Below are 17,774 nucleotides of genomic sequence, written 5' to 3'. Positions count from 1 at the left end.
TTGACCACTGCCCCTTCCGGCCGTCTTGGCTATCTCCTGCGTTGGCTCGGCCTCACCCTCGTCGTGCTGCTGGGGCTGCAGCTGGCCGCCGTTGTCTCCGCCTGGAGCTGGGAGGAGGAAGCCTTTCGTCAGATGGTGATCGAGCGTTTGATCACCCAGTCGCCGATGGCACTGGTGGGCCTGCTGCTGGCCCTGTTCGGCTCCCGTCTCGATCAGAGCGATGCCCGCACCCCCCTGCGCTGGCTGGTTGCCGTCCTGGCTGCACTGCTGGCGATTGCCCTGGCGGTGTCGGTGCCTGTGGCGATCAGCGGCGACGGCGTGCTCACCGCCAAGACCGAGCAGACCCTGACGGCCCAGCGCAGCCAGCTGGAGATGGCCAGGCAGCAGAGCCAGAATCCCCAGGTGCTCGAGCAACTGGTGCGTCAGGCCGAGCAGTCGGGCCAGGTGCCGCCCCAGGCCACCGATGAGCAGAAGCAGGAGGCCGCCCGCGGTTTCATCGACCGCCAGCTTCAGCAGATGGAGCAGCAGGTCCAGGAGGCGGAGAGGACCCAGGCCATGGCGGTGAATCAGCGTCGCTATGCCGGCACCGGCTCGGCCGTGGTCCTGGCGGTGGCCTTCACCCTTCTGGCTCTGGCCGCCCTGATCTGAACCAGCACGGCGAGGAACCAGCCTGAAACTTCTGCCCGCCCTGTCGGCTGGCTAGGTTGCAGGCAGCATTCCGAACAACGGACAACCGGAACCATCCTTGGTGCAGTCAAGCCCCAGACCTGATCAACCGTTGGGGACCCGGCTGCAGCAGGACCTCAAGAACGATCTGATCGCCGGTCTGCTGGTGGTCATTCCCCTGGCCACCACCATCTGGCTGGCGACGACGGTGAGCCGCTTTGTGCTCGCCTTCCTCACCTCGATCCCCAAGCAATTCAATCCCTTCAACACCCTGAATCCACTCCTGCAGGAGTTGATCAACCTGGGGGTGGGGCTGCTGGTGCCTCTGCTGGGAATCCTGTTGATCGGCCTGATGGCCCGCAACATCGTCGGGCGCTGGTTGCTCGATTTCGGGGAAGGAACACTCCAGCGCATCCCCCTGGCCGGCTCGGTCTACAAGACCCTCAAGCAGTTGCTGGAGACGGTGTTCCGCGACAACTCCACCCGGTTCCGGCGAGTCGTGCTGGTGGAATATCCCCGTAAGGGTCTCTTTGCCCTCGGCTTCGTCACGGGGGTTCTGGGCAATGCCCTGCAGGGGGGATTTGATCAGCCGATGCTGAGCGTGTTCATTCCCACGGCCCCCAACCCCACCACCGGCTGGTATGCCGTCGTGCCGGAAACGGCGGTCCGCGATCTGGACCTCTCGGTGGAGGATGCCTTTCGAACGATCATCTCCGCGGGAATCGTCAGCCCTGATGATGAGCGTGAAACCCCGGCCAGCCGAAGCTTCTCCAGCCTTCTCGCCCAGTTGCGCGCCCCGGTTTTCTCCTCCGTTCCACCCAACAAGGCCTGAACAAGCCGGCCTGACCCCCTCGCCCCACCCGATGTCGAGTCGATCCATTTCCAGAGAACTGGCCCTGCTGATGCTGGGCCAGGTCAATGACCGCGTCCCGCCGGCCGATCTGCCTTTCGACAGCCTGTTGCAGCAGGCTCTGGCCAGCCTGGCCCAGCACGTGCGTGAGGCGCTCGACAACTCCGAGCTCGACCTCCAGCAGGCCCAACAGCAGCTGCTTGACAGCGAACTGGTCGATGGGGCCGATCATCTGCCCCAGGTGCGTGATCACCTGCAGCGGGGTCTGGCCCATGCCGAGCAGGCGCTCAATCGGCTCTCCGCCAGCCTGGAGCTGCCGCGGTTGCTGATGCTCGCCGACCAGAGAGAGATCCGTGAGGGTGCGCTGGCCCGCACCCGCGCCGTGCTTCAGGAGCGCGATGCCCTGGATGCACGGCTCGATGCCGTGATGGAAGGGTGGCGTCTGGGCCGGTTGCCCCGCATCGACCGCGACATCCTGCGACTGGCGGCCGTGGATCTGCATACCTTCGCAACGCCGGCCCCGGTGGCCTGCAACGAGGCGGTCGAGCTGGCCAACCGCTACAGCGATGATCAGGGTCGCCGGATGATCAACGGGATCCTGCGCCGCCTCACCACGTCCATTTCCTGAGCAAGCATGGTGTTCGACTGGTTCCGGCGCCGCACCACCCCCACCGAGCCGCCGGTCGAGCCTGCTGAGGCCACGGAGGCTTCTGACGCTGACGCTACCCCCGTCAATGAACCGGCGCCTGAACCGGCTTCTGAACCGGCGCCGCCAGCTCAGCCCGCCACGGCCGCGGTTGATCAGGACGCCCTGGACTGGGCGCGCCAGGCCTATGCCCGTCTCAAGGCCGAGCAGGAGCGCAGCCAGCCGACCGTCGAGGCGCAGGAGCCTGAGGCAACCCCTCAACCAGTGGTTGCCCCAGCGCCTGAACCGGAAGCGGTTCCTGCTGCCGAGGCCCCGACCCCACCATCAGCCACGGCCCCTGAGCCATCCCTGCTGGAGCTGGCCGCGGCCAGCCGGGCCGAGCGGCAGCGCACCGTGCTCTCCCCGAGCCCCGACCTGCAGGCCCCGGCCAGCCCGAGCGTTCCTTCAACCGAAACGCAGGAGCCGGCGAGTGAGCAGGCCAGCCCTCAACTCGGTTCCTTCGATGCCGAGTTCACCTGGTCCGCCGAGGTGCTCGCGGCCCAGGGCCTGCGGGCCGATCAGGTGTCGCTTGAAGAGATCGACTGGCTCAGCCGTCTGCGCCGCGGCCTGGAGAAGACCCGTCGTGGTCTGGTCACCCAGCTGCTCGACACCCTCGGCGACGATCCCCTCACCCCTGAGGTGCTCGACGACCTGGAATCAAGCCTGCTTCGCGCCGATGTGGGCGTGACGGCGACCGACCACGTGCTCGAGGCGCTGCGTAAGCGCCTGAACGAAGAAGTCGTGGAGCCGGCCGAAGGTCTGCGCTTTCTCAAGGAGCAGCTCCGCGGTCTGCTCGAGGCACCGATCGAGGCCAGTGGCGAACCCCTGCTGGCCCCCCGGCGTGACCGTCTGAACGTCTGGTTGCTGGTGGGGGTGAACGGGGTGGGCAAGACCACCACCCTGGGCAAGCTGGCCAACCTGGCGGTGCGCAGCGGCTACAGCTGCCTGATCGCCGCCGCTGACACCTTCCGCGCCGCCGCTGTGCAGCAGGTCACCGTCTGGGGCGAGCGCAGCGGTGTGCCCGTGATTGCCAACCCCAGCGCCAATGCCGATCCGGCTGCTGTGGTTTACGACGCCATCGGCGCGGCCCGCTCCAAGGGCACCGAACTGGTGCTGGTCGACACGGCCGGTCGTCTGCAGACCAAGAACAACCTGATGGAGGAGCTCAGCAAGGTGCGGCGCATCGTCGACAAGCTCGCTCCTGAAGCGGTGGTGGAATCACTGTTGGTGCTTGATGCCAGCCAGGGGCAGAACGGCCTGCGGCAGGCGATGGCCTTCGCCAGCTCCGCCGGACTCACCGGCGTGGTGATCACCAAGCTCGATGGCAGTGCCCGGGGGGGCGTCGCCCTGGCGGTGGCCTCCGAAGCCGGGTTGCCGATCCGGTTCGTGGGCGCGGGCGAGGGTATCCGCGACCTGAGGCCCTTCAACAGCTTCGAGTTCGTCGAAGCGCTGCTTTCCGGCTGAAGCGCCCCACCGCTGGAATGCTGCTACCGTTCGGCCCCTGCGGCCGCCTGTTTCGAGCCGCACGCCAGCCCGCGTGCCCCAGCCACCGCCCCGGCCCCATCAGGCCCTCACGGCGTCGGCTTCGCTGCGGCAACTGCTCGACAGCCTCAGTCGCGAGCAACGGCGCAACCAGGAGCTGCTCGCCTCCCTCGGCTTTGCGTTGCGCAGCTTCACCAACCTGAACCGCTTCCTGGAGCTGGTTCCCCTGGTCTCCTCCCGGCTGGTGGCAGCGGAGGGAAGTCTGCTGGTGGTTTTCCACCCCGATGGGCGCCTCTGGCGGGAGCACACCCAGGCCAGTCCTGCGGCCCGCAGCGCTGAGCTGCTGCGCCAGCTGGGGGAGCTGGATCTGCCCGCCGGTCTGGCTGAAGAGGAGGAAGTCTCCCAGCTCGATCTGCAGGTGCGCCGGCTGCTGGGGGAGGTGCAGCTGTTCGGCACCTCCGTGGTGGCCCGGAACCGGGCGCGCGGTCGCCTCTACGTCTTCGGCAGCGCCGAGGGGCTGACTTGGAGCGATGTCCACCGGCGCCATGTGCAGCTGGTGGCCGACCTCACCGGGGTGGCGATTGAAACCGAGCTGCTGCAGGAGGACCGCCGCCGCCATGAGCGCCTCGATCGCCAGCTCAGCACCGGTGCCGAGATCCAGGCCCAGCTCCTTCCCGACCGCTGTCCGGTGATCGATGGGGTGGAGCTGGCCGCCCGCTGCCGGCCGGCCTTCGAAGTGGGGGGCGACTACTACGACTTCATCCCGACCCGGCCCCGGCTCAGCGGCCGCCGCCGCGAAACCTCCCGCTGGGCCTTGGTGATGGGCGATGTGATGGGCAAGGGGGTGCCCGCCAGCCTGTTGATGACCCTGCTGCGGGGCATGCTGCGGGCCGAGGTGCTCAGTGGTCATGCCCCCGACCGGATCCTGCACGACCTGAACGAACTGGCCCAGGAGGATCTGGCCCATTCGCACCGCTTCGTCACCCTCTTCTATTCCGACTTCGATCCCCGCAGTCGCGTGCTCCGCTACGCCAACGCTGCCCACAACCCACCCTTGATCTGGCGGCACCACCGCCATGGTGTCGAGCGGCTCGATGCTCCTGGACTGCTGATCGGTCTGCAGCCGGAAGCCCATTACGGCTGCGAACGGGTGGTGCTGGAGCCTGGTGACGTGGTGCTCTACTACACCGATGGGGTCAGTGAGGCCCTCGGCTTCACCGGGGAGCGCTTCGATGAGGAGCGCCTGCAGCGGCATCTGGCCGAGGCCTGCCGGGCGGGAAAGAGCGCCCAGGGCGTCCTGGATGCGCTGTTCGAGCGGCTGGACAGGTTCGTGGGCTCCGGCCGCCAGCCGGACGACGATGCCTCGATGGTGGTGCTGAAGGTGCGTGAGGAGGTAATGCTTCCCTCCCTGCCGGGCTGAGGGCGACCCCAGGGCTCGGGTGCCAAGCTGACGATTCGCGGCATGGTTCGGCTTCGATGACGGCACAGGCTTCCCAACCGGCGCGATGGAGTGACCGTTTCGAGGAAGGCCTCCATCCGGCCATCGAACGCTTCAATGCCTCGATCGGCTTCGACATCACCCTGCTGCAGCAGGACCTCGACGCCTCCATCGCCCACGCCCGCATGCTCGGCCGCTGCGGCGTGATCAGCGATGCGGAGGCGGATCAGCTGATCGTCGCCCTGGAGACGGTGCGCGCAGAGGCGGCCGAAGGTCTGTTCAAACCTGGGGTGGAGGCGGAGGACGTGCATTTCGCGGTGGAGCACCGCCTGATCGCCCTGATCGGCCCGCTGGGCAAGAAGCTGCACACCGGCCGCAGCCGCAACGATCAGGTCGGCACCGATCTCCGTCTCTGGCTGCGCCAGGCGATTGATGGTCTCGATACCGGTCTGGAGCGCTTCCAGCAGGCCCTGCTCGACCAGGCGGAGACCCACCTGCACACCATGATTCCGGGCTACACCCACCTGCAGCGCGCCCAGCCCCTTTCCCTGGCCCACCACCTGCTGGCCTACGTGGAGATGGCCGAGCGTGACCGTCAGCGCCTGGCGGACGTGCGACACCGGGTGAACATCTCGCCCCTCGGGGCGGCGGCCCTGGCCGGCACACCGGTGCCGATCAACCGGCGGCTCACGGCCGAGGAACTGGGATTCGAGGAGATCTACGCCAACAGTCTCGATGCGGTCAGCGACCGGGACTTCGCCGTGGAGTTCAGTGCCGCCGCCAGCCTGATCCTGGTCCACCTCAGTCGCCTCTCGGAGGAGGTGATCCTCTGGGCCAGCGAGGAGTTCGGATTCGTTCGGCTCACCGATCGCTGTGCCACCGGCAGCAGCCTGATGCCCCAGAAGAAGAACCCGGACGTGCCCGAGCTGGTGCGCGGCAAGGCCGGCCGGGTGTTCGGCCACCTGATGGGTCTGCTCACGATGATCAAGGGGCTTCCCCTGGCCTACAACAAGGATTTCCAGGAAGACAAGGAAGCCCTCTTCGATGTGGTGCGCACCACCGGGGATTGCCTCGAGGCGATGGCGATCCTGCTGGAGGAGGGCATCCGCTTCCGCCCTGAGCGGCTGGAGCAGGCCGTGGCGGCCGACTTCTCCAACGCCACCGATGTGGCCGACTACCTGGTGGCCCGCGGTGTTCCCTTCCGCGAGGCCTACCAGCTGGTGGGTGGGCTGGTGAAAACCTGCCTGGCCGAGGGGCTGCTGCTGCGGGATCTGCCCCTGGAGCGTTGGCGGCAGCTCCATTCCGCCTTCGAGGCGGACATCCACGCCGCGATTCAGCCCCGCCAGGTGGTGGCCGCCCGCCGCAGTGAGGGGGGCACGGGCTTCGAGCGGGTCGCTGAGCAACTCAAGCGCTGCCGCGAGCGCCTCGCGGCCCAGGCGAAAGCCTCCTAGAGGCCTCGCTGCTCCAGTTCCCTGGCGGCGGCCTCCAGCACCTCGGGGCCCGCGCTGCGCTCCCCCGCCCGCTCCCCCAGCCGGCGGCGCCAGTGCCTGGCCCCCGGCACTCCCTCCACCAGGTGAACGAGGTGGCGCGCGATCGGCCAGAGGCGTCCGCCGGTACCGCACCACTGGCTGGCATAGGGAATCAGGCCACGGACCACCGCTGATGCTGAGGCGGGCTGCCGTTCCAGGCAGCCGAACAGATCCCGGTCGACCGTGGCCCAGCGCAGGGGATGGTCGTAGGCGGCGCGGCCCACCATCACCCCATCCACCTGGCCCAGGTGGTCCCGGCAGTTCTCCAGGCTCTGCAGGCCTCCGTTCAGTTCGATCGTGAGCTGGGGCCGGTCCTGCTTGAGCTGATGCACCAGATCGTGGCGCAGGGGCGGAATCGTGCGGTTCTGCTTCGGGTCCAGGCCATGGAGCCAGGCCTTGCGGGCGTGCACGCTGAACCGGCAGGCCCCGGCGCCTGCCACCGTGTCGACGAAGGCCAGCAGCAGCTCATAGCTGTCCTGATCGTCGATGCCGATGCGGTGCTTCACCGTCACCGGCAGGGGTGAGGCCGCCGCCATCGCCTCCACGCAGCGGGCCACCCGATCCGGGTCCGCCATCAGGCAGGCGCCGAACCGTCCCTGCTGCACCTTGGGGCTGGGGCAGCCCACATTGAGGTTGATCTCGTCGTAGCCCCAGGCGGCCGCCAACTGCGCCGATTCCTTCAGCAGCGCCGGATCGTCACCCCCCAGCTGCAGGGCCAGGGGATGTTCCTGGGAATCGAAGTCCAGCAGCTTGTCGCGGCGGCCGTGGTGCAGGGCCTGGGCCACCACCATCTCGGTGTAGAGCAGAGCGCGGCGGCTGATCTGCCGCATCAGCACCCGGAAGTGCCGATCGGTGCAGTCCATCATCGGCGCCACACTGAAGCGGTAGGCCCCGGCAACGGGCGTCGTCGCGTCGTCTCCCTCCCCCATCCGCCCATGCTGCCTGTCGACTGGTCCCTGGTGGTCGCCGGGGGCGGGCCAGCGGGCTACATGGCGGCCATCACCGCCGCGGAGCAGGGGCTGGCGGGGGTGCTGCTGCTGGAGGCCACACCCCAGCCGCTGGGAAAGGTGCTGATCAGCGGCGGCGGGCGCTGCAACGTCACCCATGCCTGCTGGGATCCCCGGGCCCTGGTGGGGCACTACCCCCGGGGGTCTCGGGCTCTGCGCGGGCCGTTCAGCCGTTTCGCCCCTGGCGACTGCCTGGCCTGGTTCGCCGAGCGGGGTCTGGAGCTGGTGGAGGAACCCGATGGCCGCCTCTTTCCCCGCAGCAACCGCTCCAGCAGCGTGGTGGCCGTGCTGGAGGCCGCCGCCGAGGCCGCCGGGGTGATCGTCTGGAGAGGAGCCTCCCTGCGCCAGGTGGAGCCACGCGAGGGTGGTGGTTTCAGCCTGCGGTTGCGCATGGCCCCGGGGCTCGCTCCTGCTGCCTCCAGCACCCTCAGTGCCGCTCGCCTGCTGCTGGCCACCGGCGGCCACCCCAGTGGTCGCCAGCTGGCGAGCCAGTTGGGCCACGGCGTGGTGGCGCCGGTGCCATCCCTGTTCACCCTGGCCCTGGAGGCCAACCCCCTGGCGGCTCTGCGCGGGGTGGTGATGGATCCTGTGGGGCTGGAGCTGAGGCTGCCCTCCGGGCGCTTTCGCGAGCGGGGACCGCTGCTGATCACCGGGTGGGGCGTGAGCGGTCCGGCCACCTTGAGGCTCACCGCTTTTGCGGCCCGGGCGCTCAAGGACAGCGGCTACCGCGCCGAGCTGAGCATCGACTGGAGTGGCGGCTGCTCTGCCGCTGAGCTGGCGCAGCGCTTCCAGACCGCCCGCGCCGAGCAGGCCCGCCGCCAGTTGCTCAATGCCCGCCCCTGGCCCGAGCTCAGCCGCCGCCTCTGGATCCACCTGCTGGAGCGCCATGGGGTGACTCCCGACCAGCGCTGGGCTGATCTGCGCCGGCGCGACGAGGACAGCCTGCTGGGCGCCCTGCGCTCCAGCACCTACGCGGTGGGCGGGCGCGGCCCCTTCGGCGAGGAATTCGTCACGGCGGGTGGCGTCAGTCTGGGGGAGGTGAACCTGGCCACGATGGAGAGCCGCCTGCAGCCAGGTCTGTACTTCGCCGGTGAGCTTCTGGATGTGGACGGGGTCACCGGCGGCTTCAACTTCCAGCACTGCTGGACCAGTGGCTGGCTGGCCGGCGGTGCCATCGCCCGCGAGAGCCACACCTGCGATCCCGTAGGGCCGCGCTCAGCGGATCTTGTCGAAAACCGTGAACATCGGTAGATACATCGCCACGAGGATGGAGCCCACAATGATTCCGACGAGCACAATCATCACAGGCTCCAGAAGAGATGTCAGTGCTTTGACAGCCATTTCCACCTCGTCTTCGTAGAAATCAGCGACCTTGGAGAGCATGGCATCCATCTCACCGGTTTCCTCGCCGATTGCCAGCATGCTGAGTGCCATTTCTGGAAACACATTTCTGCGGGAGAGGGCAACACTCACGGGAATTCCATCCTGGATTTCTACACGGCAATCTTCGATAGTATCGGCAAAAATTGAATTTCGTGAGGTGTCTCGAACGATCTCAAGACTCATCAGAATCGGAACTCCTGCTTTGCTCAGTGAGCTGAACGTTCGACAGAATTGAGCTGTTTCGGTTTTCTGGATCAGGTCGCCAAAGAGAGGGGTCTTCAAAATGAACCCGTCCACACGACGACGCCCCACGGGCGTCTTGTAGAACCCAGCGAACAACCATCCAGCCAGAATCAGAAAGGCGATCAGAAAGAGTGAGAAAACCGAGCGCAACAGTGCACTCAGATTCACCATCATCTGGGTGAAAGCTGGCAGTTCGGCGCCCAGCTGCTCAAAGATGTCGGCGAAGGTGGGGATCAGGAAAATCGTCATGCCGAGGAAGACGGCGACGGCGATCACCAGTACGATGATCGGGTAGGCCAGAGCTCCCTTGATCTGATTCTGGAGCTTGGCATTCTGCTCAAGCAACAGTGCCAGTCGTTTCAGGGTTTCATCCAGAACCCCACCAAGTTCGCCGGCTTCGATCATGGCGATGGTGATCCGATCGAAAACCTTTGGCCAGCGGCGCATCGCCACGCCCAGGCTCACCCCCTGGCTCACATCGCTGGCGACGGCGTTAAGGGCGCGCCGAAACATCGGTTTCTTCTGCTGCTTCGCCACCAGGGTGAGGCCTCGCACGATCGGCACGCCTGAATTCACCAGGGCAGAGAGTTTGCTGGCGAACAGCGCCTTGTCACGAACGTTTGGTCTGGCTTCGAACAAGGATCCCAGATCCGTGCTGAACAGCCCAGCGCTGTTCTTGTTGCCACTGGCCTGCACCGAGCGGGTGGAGGCGATGGGCATCACCGCCGTCGCCGCGATGCCCCGTCGGCGCAGGTCTCGTTTGGCGCTGGCCAGATCGGGGGCGGCCAGCTGAATTACTTTCTGCTGGCCCCGCTGGTTGGCGTAGGTGGCGGAGAAGATCGGTGTGGGCCCATCACCGGCCGGCACCAGGGACTGGGCCAGGATGCCCTTCCGGCGCAGGTTGCGGCGGGCCGTGGGCAGATCGGTGGCTTCGACCCGAAGCTCACGCTGGTCTCCCTGGGTGCTGGTGTACGTGGCCAGAAAAGCAGGCATGGTGGATCGGATCAGAGGGAGTTGCCAAGCAGCCGGTTCAACTCATCCGGTTTGGTTGATTTCGAGCGGGCTTCCTCCAGGGAGATGTCCCCCTGTCGGACCAGATCGGAGAGGGCCTTCTCCAGCGTCTGCATACCCAGCTGGCCGCCGGTCTGGATCTGGGAATAGATCTGAGCGGTTTTCGCCTCTCGGATCAGGTTCGCCAGGGCCGGGGTGTTGACCATGATCTCCTGGGCCATCACCCGGCCATAGCTGTGGCTGGAAGGTGAACTCCGCAGGCAGAGCGTCTGGGCGAAGATCGCCGCCAGGCTCGTGCTGAGCTGGGTGCGGATCTGCGACTGCTGGCCGGCGGGGAACACGTCCACCATGCGATCGACGGTCTGGGCAGCGGAACTGGTGTGCAGGGTGGCGAACACCAGGTGTCCGGTTTCAGCGGCCGTGATCGCCAGTTGAATGGTTTCCAGGTCGCGCATTTCCCCAACGAGAATCACATCGGGATCCTCACGCAGGGCCGCCCGCAGGGCATTGCTGAAACTTTTGGTGTCTTCGTTGAGCTGCCGCTGATGGATCAGGCTCTTGTCATTGGTGTAGGCAAACTCGATCGGGTCCTCGATCGTGATGATGTGCTCGGCCCGGCTGTGGTTGATGTGATCGAGCAGGGAGGCCAGGGTGGTGCTCTTGCCCGATCCGGTCGGCCCTGTCACCAGCACCAGTCCGGAGGGCCGCTTGGTGATCTCCACCACCACCGGTGGCAGGTCCAGCTCCTGCGGTGTGGGCACCTTGCTGCTGAGGGCCCGCATCGAGGCGGCGTAGGTGCCCCGCTGGCTGAACACGTTGATCCGGAACCGGGCCAGGCCCCGCAGGCCATAGGAGCAGTCCAGCTCCCAGGTTTGTTCCAGCTGCTTGCGTTGGGAGTTGGTGAGGATCGAGAAGATCATGCGGTTGCAGGATTCCTCGCTCAGGGCCTGCTCCCGCATCGGCTTGAGCTCCCCGTTGAAGCGTCCGTAGGGTTGCTGACCGGCTGAGAGGTGGAGGTCGCTGCCCTTCTGCTCGACCAGCTCCTCCATCAACTCCTCGATCTGCAGCTCCATCAGGACCGTGCCGGGTTGATCTGAAGTCTGAAGGCGGCTTCCTGCCCCCGCAACACTCAGCCGCGGGCTGTCAGACAGTACGGGCACTCCAGCCACTCATCCTTCAGGCCGGCCCCACAGCCCTGGCAGGTCAGGGTGGTGAGGGCCTGGGCGCGTCGCTGCATTTCCAGCTCCGTGTCGGTGAGCAGCATCCGCTCCACTTCCGCCAGGGTGGTGTGGCCGTGGCGCACCAGATCGAGGCCGTAGGTCAGCAGGGTCTTCATGCCGGTCTCGATCGAGAGCTTGCGGATCACATCGGTGCTGGCGCCTTTGGCGATGGCACTGGCGAGGTTGTCGTTGATCCGTGCCACTTCATAGACACCGATGCGGCCTTTGTAGCCACGACCCTGGCAGGTGGGACAGGTGCTGCCGTCGGCCCTGGCGCCTCGGTGGGCCTTGTAGAACGTGATGGCCTGCTCCTGACTGGCGAACAGGCCGAAGTGGCCCAGCTCCTCCTCCCCGGGGTGGTAGGGCACCCGGCAGGTCTCGCACACCTTGCGCAACAGCCGCTGGGAGACGATCCCGATCAGGGAGGCGCTCACCATGAAGGGCTCCACTCCCATCTCATTGAGCCTGGCGATGGCACTGGGGGCGTCGTTGCAGTGCAGCGTGGTCAGCACCAGGTGTCCGGTCAGGGCGGCTTCGATGGCGGTCTTGGCCGTCTCGCCATCCCGGGTTTCTCCCACCAGCAGCACATCGGGGTCCTGGCGCATGAAGGCCCGCAGGGCGGTGCTGAAGTCGTAGCCCTTGTCGCGGTTCACCTGGGTCTGGGTGATGCCCTTGAGCATGTACTCGATCGGATCCTCGACGGTGGAGATGTTGATGCCGGGTTCGTTGCGCTCCGCCAGCAGGGAATAGAGCGTGGTCGATTTCCCTGACCCGGTGGGCCCCGTCACCAGCACCATCCCGAAGGGCCTCATGCCCATCGCGCGCACGGTCGCCAGGGAGGCTGAATCGGTGATCAGACTGTCCAGTCCGAGGCGGGTGCTGCCGCTGTCGAGCAGTCGCAGCACCACTTTCTCCCCCCAGCGGCCCGGCAGGGTGCTCACCCGCAGCTCGATCGTGCGGCCGCGAAAGACCCGGCGGATGCGCCCGTCCTGGGGCATCCGCCGCTCGGCGATGTCCAGCTCGGCCATGATCTTGAACCGGGAGGTGACCGCCGGTGCCAGGGTCCTGGGCAGATGTTCCACCGGGTGGAGCACGCCGTCCTGGCGAAAGCGGATCCGCAGCCCGTCCTCCTCCGGCTCCACGTGGATGTCGCTCGATTCTGAGTCCATGGCCTGGATCAGAATCCGGTTCACCAGGCTCACCACCGGCGAAGCGTTGGAGGCCTTGAGGCTTGCTTCCAGGTCCAGCTCCTGGTCCTGCTCGGCAGGAGCCTCCTCCAGGCGGTTCTCCAGGCTGAGGCCCTCCAACAGCGACAGACCGGTGGGCCGGGAGGAGTCCTCGCTGGGACGATGGCGACGGTCGGCCATCTTCTGGAGCAGGGCCTCACTGATCTCCTCCTGAAGGCCCAGGCGCAGCTCCGGGGTGATGCCGTTGGCGCGCACGGCTTCCTCCAGCTGCCGGCGCTGAGGCGCCGGCCAGTGGCTCGGTACAGCGATCAACAGCCGCTCCCCCTGGCGCGTCAGCGGCAGGGCCACCCACTCCCGCCAGCGCTGGGCCTCGATCGCCGGGCAGGATTCGGCCGCCCGTGGATCGGCGAGCTGCAGATCCTCCGGCTGCAGGAGCTTCTCTCCGCTCAGGAGCTCGGCCTCCAGGCGCCTCTGCTGGAGGGTCTTGGCCACAGGGACCGGCCGTTTCGCCGAGAGGGTCATGGCCTGGGCGGGGCAGAAGGAATCAGGTGCGGGCTTCCGCCGCTTGTGGGAGGAGCCCGTCGACCTTCAACATGTTTAGGACCGATAGGCGGTTCAGTCAGCATGAGCGGCGAAGCCATTCCCTTTTCTCAGGATCCCGCAGCCCAGGCGGACTCCCCTCTTCAAGACCCTGTGCCTACGGAGGTGGTGGAGGCTGCATCCGACACCACCTCCGCGCCGGAGCCCTCCTCCGCTGGCCCCCAGGGGTCGTCCGCGGCAACTGGCGAGACGGACCCGGAGCCCCAGGCCGAACGACTGGCTGCGGAACTCGAGAAGCTGCGCAGCGAACATGAGAGTCTGCGTGGCCAGTACATGCGCATGGCCGCCGACTTCGACAACTTCCGCAAGCGCCAGAGCCGTGACCAGGAGGACCTGCGTCTGCAGATCGCCTGCTCCACCCTCAGCGAGATCCTGCCTGTGGTCGACAACTTCGACCGCGCCCGCCAGCAGCTCGATCCCCAGAGCGAGGAGGCTCAGACCCTCCACCGCAGCTACCAGGGCCTGTACAAGCAACTCGTCGATGCCTTCAAGCAGCTGGGGGTGGCGGCGATGCGGGTGGAGGGAGAACCCTTCGATCCCAGCCTGCATGAGGCGGTGCTGCGGGAGCCCAGTGACCAGCTGGCCGAGGATCTGGTGATCGAGGAACTCCAGCGCGGGTATCAGCTGAATGGGCGCGTGCTGCGCCATGCTCTGGTCAAAGTCTCGATGGGACCGGGTCCCGGGGCCTCGGAGGGGGCCGCGCCCCTCTCCCAGGACGGGACTGCAGGTGGTGAGGAATCCAGCTGATGGCCGAGTACTACGACCTGCTGGGAGTGTCCCGTGACGCGGACGCGGACACCCTCAAGCGGGCCTACCGACGCCTGGCCCGGCAGTACCACCCCGACATCAACAAGGATCCAGGCGCGGAGGATCGCTTCAAGGAGATCGGCCGGGCCTACGAGGTGCTCAGTGATCCCCAGACCCGGGCTCGCTACGACCAGTTCGGTGAGGCGGGCATCTCGGGCGCCGGTGCCCCCGACATGGGCGACATGGGAGGGTTCGCGGACCTGTTCGAGACCTTCTTCAGTGGCTTCGGCGGGGCCGCAGGCGGCGGCGGAGCCTCTCGCCGCCGTGGCCCCCGCCAGGGGGATGACCTGCGCCTCGATCTGAGCATCAGCTTCAACGAAGCGGTTTTCGGGCAGGAGAAGGAGGTGCAGATCAGGCACCTGGAAACCTGTGACACCTGCAAGGGCAGCGGCGCCAAGAGCGGCAGCGGACCCACCACCTGCGGCACCTGCGGCGGCCAGGGTCAGGTGCGTCGGGCGACGCGAACCCCCTTCGGCAGCTTCACCCAGGTGGCCCCGTGCCCCACCTGCGAAGGGACCGGTCAGGTGATCGCCGACCCCTGCGGCGCCTGTGGCGGCCAGGGCGTTCAGCAGGTGCGCAAGAAACTCCGGATCACCATTCCGGCCGGGGTCGACTCAGGCACCCGTCTGCGGGTGGCCGCCGAGGGCAATGCCGGTCAGCGCGGCGGTCCTGCCGGCGACCTCTACGTGTACCTGTTCGTTCAGTCCCACGACAAGCTGCGCCGTGACGGGATCCACATCCACTCCGATGTGGCAGTCAACTACCTGCAGGCGATCCTGGGCGACACGATCGAGGTGGACACGGTGGATGGGGCGGCAAACCTGGAGATTCCGGCGGGCACCCAACCCGGCACCACCCTCACCCTCACGGGCAAGGGTGTCCCCAAGCTGGGCAACCCGGTGGCCCGGGGCAACCATCTCTTCAACGTGAAGGTGCAGGTGCCCACCAAGCTCAGCAACCACGAACGGGACCTGCTGGAGCAGCTGGCGGGTCACCATTCCGCCAAGGACCACCCCCACAAGAGTGGACTGTTCGGTGGACTGTTCGGATAACCCCATGGCCCTGTGACCAGCAGCCCTCCACCGGAGCCTCCACCCGCGGAGCCCGCCCTGCGGCTTGATCTGCGGGGCACCCCCTGTCCCCTCAACTTCATCCGCAGCCGTCTGGCGCTCGAAACCATCGCCGTGGGCGACTGGCTGCAGCTCGATCTCGACGCCGGTGAGCCTGAGCTGATGGTGGGCGAAGGGCTGAGCCAGGAGGGCCACCGGGTGGAGCGTGGACCGGCGACCAGCGCAGGCAGTCAGGAGGCTCTAGGGCAGGAGGGCGTCCGCTTGTGGATCCGTCGCCATGGGGGCTGAGGCCGAGGCCAGCGCTGAACACGACAGGGTGATGGTCAGGGGCCTGGTCACGGCGATTCAGGCCAACTTCTGCCAGGTGAACCTGGAGATTCCTGGCCCCGGAGGCCTGAATCGGCTGCTCTGCACCCGCCGCACCCGGCTGGACCAGGCGGGTGCCCGGATCCACGTGGGTGATCGGGTGGGACTCGAGGGCATTGACTGGCCGGCCGGCCGTGCTGCCGTTGGTGCCCTGCTGCCCCGCACCAGCCTGCTGGGGCGTCCACCCGTGGCCAACTGCAACCGGATCGTGGTGGTTGTGGCCATGGCCGAGCCCGCCCCGGATCCGGAACAGATCAGCCGGTTCCTGCTCACGGCCGAGCACAGCGGTCAGCCTGTGCAGGTGGTCTTCTCCAAGGCCGACCTGGCCCCGCGCGATCAGCTCGAACACTGGCGGCGGCGGCTGTGCGGCTGGGGCTATGACCCGATCTCCGTCAGCACGGCCAGCGGCGAAGGCCTGGCTCCATTGAAGGAGCGCCTGGCCCAGCCCGGAATCGCCGTGGTCTGTGGCCCTTCCGGGGTGGGAAAGAGCAGCCTGCTCAATGCCCTGGTGCCGGCGCTGGCGCTGCGGGTCGGCTCCGTCTCAGGGCGGCTCAGGCGTGGGCGTCACACCACCCGACACGTGGAGCTCTTTCCCCTGGCCCCGGGGGCTCTGATCGCCGATACCCCAGGGTTCAACCGGCCGGATCTGCCCCGCGACCCTGCGGTTCTGCCGGCGCTGTTTCCGGAGATTGCCCAGGCGCTGCAGGGGGGGGCCTGTCGCTTCAGCAACTGCCGGCATCGTGGCGATCCCGGCTGTCGGGTGGGGACGGCCTGGGACCGCTACGACTACTACCTGCAAGGGCTGGCTGAGTTGGAGCAGAGCCGTGGGACGTTTCTGGCGGCTCGTGGCCAGGGAGGACCTGGACAGCCCTCCCGTCGTCGTCAGCGTCAGGAGGCTCCTGATCCGGGCTGACCCCTTCAGCTCCCCAGGCCTGGCAGGTTCAGTCCGCCGGTGAGTTCTTCCATCCGCTCCTTCATCGTGCCCGTGGAGAGGTCGTAGGCGGCCCTGAGGGCCTCCAGGGTGGCCGCCTCGGTGGCCTCAGCCCCGTCGTTCAGCAGCTCGGGGGCGATCCTCACCTTCAGTGGTTGCTGGTTGCCGGTCAGCCAGACGCTGGCCCGGCCATCTGCGCTGCTGCCCTCCAGCTCCATGGCGTCCAGCTCGTCCTGAAGCTTCTGGGCGTCCTGCTGGATCTGCTGGGCCTTGCGGAAGGCTTCGGTCAGCTGTCCGAAGTTGGGTAGTCCGAAGCCTGCCATGCGGAGATCAAGAGCGCCGCCTCAGGCTACGGCCTCCCCTTCGAAGCTCTGGCTCCGCGCCCCTGTCCTGCCGGCGGGGAAGGAACCCAGACGCTTCACCTCCGGGTGGAGCTCGATGCCGTGGGCGTCGAAGACCCGCTGCTGGACCAGCCGGATCAGTCGGTCGATGTCGTGGGCGCTGGCACCGCCGGTGTTGACGATGAAGTTGGCGTGGATCGGCGAGACCATCGCCCCACCCACCGCCAGCCCCTTGAGCCCCAGCTGCTCGATCAGCTGGCCGGCTTTGCGGGGCTCCGGATTGCGGAAAACGCTGCCGCAGCTGGGCTGCTGGTAAGGCTGACTGCTGGTGCGACTGGAAAGGTTGGCGCTGGTGCGACGGCTGATCTCGCTCGGATCGTGGCCGGCACTGAGGCCAAACCGGGCCGAGAGCACCAGCAGGGGCTCCCGCTGCAGGCGGCTGTGGCGGTAGGCGAACTCCAGCTCGCGGCCCTGGAGCACGAAGGGCTCACCCCCCCCAGCGGGATCGAGCACCGTGACCTCCTGGAGCCAGTCTGCTGTGCAGCCCCCCTGGGCGCCCGCGTTCATCACTGCGGCCCCGCCAACGGTGCCGGGGATGCCCACCGCCCACTCCAGGCCGCTCAGGCCCGCCCGGGCCGCCTTGCGCGCCAGGGTGGGGATGGGCTCGCCTGCCTGGGCTTCCACCAGCCCCGTGGTCGACTCGATGACGCTGCCCTGCAGCCTGCGGTTGCAGAGGGTCAGTCCGTCGAGGCCGCCGTCGCTCACCAGCAGGTTTGAGCCGGCACCGATCAGGCGCAGGGGCAGGCCCTCCGAGAACGCCCAGAGGGCCAGGGCGATCAGTTCCTCGCGGCTGACCGGTTCAGCGAACCATTGGGCCGGTCCACCCACTTTCCAGGTGGTGTAGTCGGCCAGAGACACCTGGCTCTGGGGTGGCCGGTGGGCCGGGAGGAGGGGCACG

17 protein-coding genes are annotated in these 17,774 nt (G+C 67.4%); 11 read left to right on the top strand and 6 right to left on the bottom strand.

The window, feature by feature from the left end:
• From KQ297_RS08275 to argH, 6 genes are all read left to right on the top strand, one after another.
• Positions 1-648 (top strand): HpsJ family protein, encoded by a 648-nt coding sequence (locus KQ297_RS08275; protein WP_259738999.1) that lies wholly within the window; start codon positions 1-3, stop codon positions 646-648.
• Positions 649-745: 97 nt separating this feature from the next.
• Entirely contained in the window at positions 746-1,498 is a 753-nt protein-coding gene (locus tag KQ297_RS08270; protein ID WP_185464782.1) for a DUF502 domain-containing protein, read from the top strand.
• A gap of 31 nt (positions 1,499-1,529) precedes the next feature.
• The gene (gene nusB / locus KQ297_RS08265; protein ID WP_259738998.1) at positions 1,530-2,144 is read left to right on the top strand and encodes a transcription antitermination factor NusB; all 615 of its coding nucleotides are present in this window, start codon (positions 1,530-1,532) and stop codon (positions 2,142-2,144) included.
• A 6-nt stretch (positions 2,145-2,150) separates the two neighbouring features.
• The gene (ftsY, locus tag KQ297_RS08260) at positions 2,151-3,665 is read left to right on the top strand and encodes a signal recognition particle-docking protein FtsY (protein ID WP_259738997.1); all 1,515 of its coding nucleotides are present in this window, start codon (positions 2,151-2,153) and stop codon (positions 3,663-3,665) included.
• 73 nt (positions 3,666-3,738) lie between these two features.
• A complete protein-coding gene (locus KQ297_RS08255) occupies positions 3,739-5,103 on the top strand; it encodes a PP2C family protein-serine/threonine phosphatase (RefSeq protein ID WP_185464779.1) in 1,365 nt (454 codons plus the stop codon).
• 56 nt (positions 5,104-5,159) lie between these two features.
• Complete coding sequence (gene argH / locus KQ297_RS08250; protein ID WP_259738996.1) at positions 5,160-6,572, top strand: argininosuccinate lyase; 1,413 nt, start codon at positions 5,160-5,162, stop codon at positions 6,570-6,572.
• Here argH and dusA read toward each other — a convergent pair.
• Positions 6,569-7,579: a tRNA dihydrouridine(20/20a) synthase DusA gene (gene dusA / locus KQ297_RS08245; RefSeq protein ID WP_259738995.1), complete on the bottom strand. Its 1,011-nt coding sequence runs from the start codon at positions 7,577-7,579 to the stop codon at positions 6,569-6,571. The two genes, argH and dusA, sit on opposite strands and share 4 nt — an antisense overlap.
• 6 nt (positions 7,580-7,585) lie before the next feature.
• Between dusA and KQ297_RS08240 the strand changes: the two genes are divergently transcribed.
• Positions 7,586-8,908, top strand: a complete 1,323-nt coding sequence (locus KQ297_RS08240) for an NAD(P)/FAD-dependent oxidoreductase (RefSeq protein WP_259738994.1) — start codon at positions 7,586-7,588, stop codon at positions 8,906-8,908.
• Here KQ297_RS08240 and KQ297_RS08235 read toward each other — a convergent pair.
• From KQ297_RS08235 to KQ297_RS08225, 3 genes are read right to left on the bottom strand one after another with little or no spacing between them, the layout of a single operon-like run.
• Positions 8,873-10,276, bottom strand: coding sequence for a type II secretion system F family protein (locus KQ297_RS08235; protein ID WP_259738993.1), 1,404 nt, complete (start codon positions 10,274-10,276; stop codon positions 8,873-8,875). The genes KQ297_RS08240 and KQ297_RS08235 overlap by 36 nt on opposite strands.
• A gap of 11 nt (positions 10,277-10,287) precedes the next feature.
• Positions 10,288-11,367: a type IV pilus twitching motility protein PilT gene (locus KQ297_RS08230; RefSeq protein WP_304623082.1), complete on the bottom strand. Its 1,080-nt coding sequence runs from the start codon at positions 11,365-11,367 to the stop codon at positions 10,288-10,290.
• A gap of 56 nt (positions 11,368-11,423) precedes the next feature.
• Complete coding sequence (locus tag KQ297_RS08225; RefSeq protein WP_259738992.1) at positions 11,424-13,223, bottom strand: GspE/PulE family protein; 1,800 nt, start codon at positions 13,221-13,223, stop codon at positions 11,424-11,426.
• 102 nt (positions 13,224-13,325) lie between these two features.
• On the opposite strand from KQ297_RS08225, the gene grpE reads away from it, so the two are divergent.
• Genes grpE through rsgA form a run of 4 tightly spaced genes read left to right on the top strand, consistent with a single transcriptional unit; the run spans position 13,326 to position 16,457 of the window.
• Entirely contained in the window at positions 13,326-14,048 is a 723-nt protein-coding gene (gene grpE / locus KQ297_RS08220; protein ID WP_259738991.1) for a nucleotide exchange factor GrpE, read from the top strand.
• On the top strand, positions 14,048-15,160 hold the full coding sequence (dnaJ, locus tag KQ297_RS08215; protein ID WP_259738990.1) for a molecular chaperone DnaJ: 1,113 nt from the start codon (positions 14,048-14,050) through the stop codon (positions 15,158-15,160). The genes grpE and dnaJ overlap by 1 nt, the downstream gene beginning before the upstream one ends.
• Before the next feature lie 12 nt (positions 15,161-15,172).
• Positions 15,173-15,466 (top strand): sulfurtransferase TusA family protein, encoded by a 294-nt coding sequence (locus KQ297_RS08210; protein WP_259738989.1) that lies wholly within the window; start codon positions 15,173-15,175, stop codon positions 15,464-15,466.
• Entirely contained in the window at positions 15,456-16,457 is a 1,002-nt protein-coding gene (rsgA, locus tag KQ297_RS08205; protein ID WP_259738988.1) for a ribosome small subunit-dependent GTPase A, read from the top strand. The genes KQ297_RS08210 and rsgA overlap by 11 nt, the downstream gene beginning before the upstream one ends.
• A gap of 5 nt (positions 16,458-16,462) precedes the next feature.
• On the opposite strand, the gene KQ297_RS08200 is transcribed toward rsgA, so the two are convergent.
• The gene (locus tag KQ297_RS08200) at positions 16,463-16,798 is read right to left on the bottom strand and encodes a YbaB/EbfC family nucleoid-associated protein (RefSeq protein WP_185464771.1); all 336 of its coding nucleotides are present in this window, start codon (positions 16,796-16,798) and stop codon (positions 16,463-16,465) included.
• Between the two features lie 21 nt (positions 16,799-16,819).
• A complete protein-coding gene (murB, locus tag KQ297_RS08195) occupies positions 16,820-17,773 on the bottom strand; it encodes a UDP-N-acetylmuramate dehydrogenase (protein ID WP_259738987.1) in 954 nt (317 codons plus the stop codon).
• Position 17,774: the final 1 nt, after the last annotated feature.

The sequence above is a fragment of the Synechococcus sp. CS-205 genome, from assembly GCF_025128255.1.
Lineage (GTDB): Bacteria > Cyanobacteriota > Cyanobacteriia > PCC-6307 > Cyanobiaceae > Regnicoccus_A.
Note: the sequence above shows the minus strand (reverse complement) of the source record. Positions and strands in the feature narration are given on the sequence as shown.